The organism is Thermodesulfobium sp. 4217-1, from assembly GCF_039822205.1.
Classification (GTDB): Bacteria; Thermodesulfobiota; Thermodesulfobiia; order Thermodesulfobiales; family Thermodesulfobiaceae; genus Thermodesulfobium.
Window position 1 is genome coordinate 1 of the sequence record NZ_JBAGBW010000059.1, and the last position, 1366, is coordinate 1366.

Sequence of the window (1366 nt, forward strand, 5' to 3'; positions counted from 1 at the left end):
GAGACTGTTCAAATTTCTGTGTCAATTCCCTCTTCATTATTGTATCACTAAATCTCAATATATTTTTCAATCCTATCTCCAAAGAGTATTGAGAGCTGAGATAGTGTAAGGCTCCAATTAGGCATGGGCATTGTCCATCTATTTGTAGCATTCTGTATTCCAAGGTATAGCAATTTTATTAAGCTATCTTCACTTGGAAAAGCCCCTTTTGTTTTTGTTAATTTTCTAAATTGTCTATGAACTGATTCTATTATATTTGTTGTATAGACAATACGTCTTATTTCATTTGGATACTTAAAGTAATTTGAAAGATGTTCCCACTTGTCTTTCCAGGATCTAATAACAACAGGATATTTATTTGCCCATTTATTTTCTAAATTAGAAAGCTCATATTCAGCTTGTTCTTTTGAAGAAGCTTTATAAACTTGTTTTAAATCTTTTATAAACTCTTTTTTGTCTTTTGAAACAACATATTTTAAAGAGTTTCTTACTTGATGAACTATACATGAATTTACTTCTGCTTTAGGAAATATTGTTCCTATAGCATCAATAAAACCATTTAATCCATCAACTGACACTACAAGGATATCTTTTATGCCTCTATTTTGTAGATCTGTCAAAACAGATAGCCAGAAATGTGCACTTTCTGTTTCTGATATATAAAGACCAAGAACCTCTTTTTTACCAGACAGGTTAACGCCTAAAATAGTATAAATACATTTTTGTATATATCTACCATCTTCTTTTATTTTGTAATGAATACCATCAAGCCATACAAATGGGTACAGGTTTTCAAGGGGTCTTTGTTGCCATTGCCTTGCTTTATCTATAATCTTATCAGTAATTGTATTTATTGCGCCAACTGATAGTTCTATGGTGTATAGATCTTGTATATGTTTTTGTATGTCTTTATAACTCATACCCAGTCCATACAAAGACAAAATCTTGTTTTCTATTTCATCTGACAGCGTTGTTTGATACTTTTTTACAATCTGTGGTTCAAAGTCAGCATTTCTATCTCTTGGTGTATTAAGATCAAATGTACCACTTGAGCTTTTTACTTTTTTTGAAGTATATCCATTTCTTCTATTCTTATTACCTTTTAAAGCCTCTTGTGAAATAAAAGAATCCATTTCTGCAGATAGAGCTTCTTCAACCATTGTTTTTATTAGGGGTGTAAATATCCCACCTTTTCCAAACCAATCTTCTCTTGCAGCAATCCTCTTTGTAATGTCATTGATATCAACTTTTTTAAGCAACCTCTGAACATCTGATTCACTAAAATTCATTTAGGTCAAACCTCCTTAAAAGTTAAAATATTTTATACTTTTCTATTTAGGTTTGACACAGAATAATGAACGGTCGC

Annotated in this window: 1 protein-coding gene; it reads right to left on the reverse strand. The window is 30.9% G+C overall.

Translation table 11 applies throughout. The annotated features are described in order from the left end of the window. Window positions 1–47: 47 nt before the first annotated feature. Window positions 48–1259, reverse strand: coding sequence for an IS256 family transposase (locus V4762_RS09950; protein ID WP_458646961.1), 1212 nt, complete (start codon window positions 1257–1259; stop codon window positions 48–50). Window positions 1260–1366: the final 107 nt, after the last annotated feature.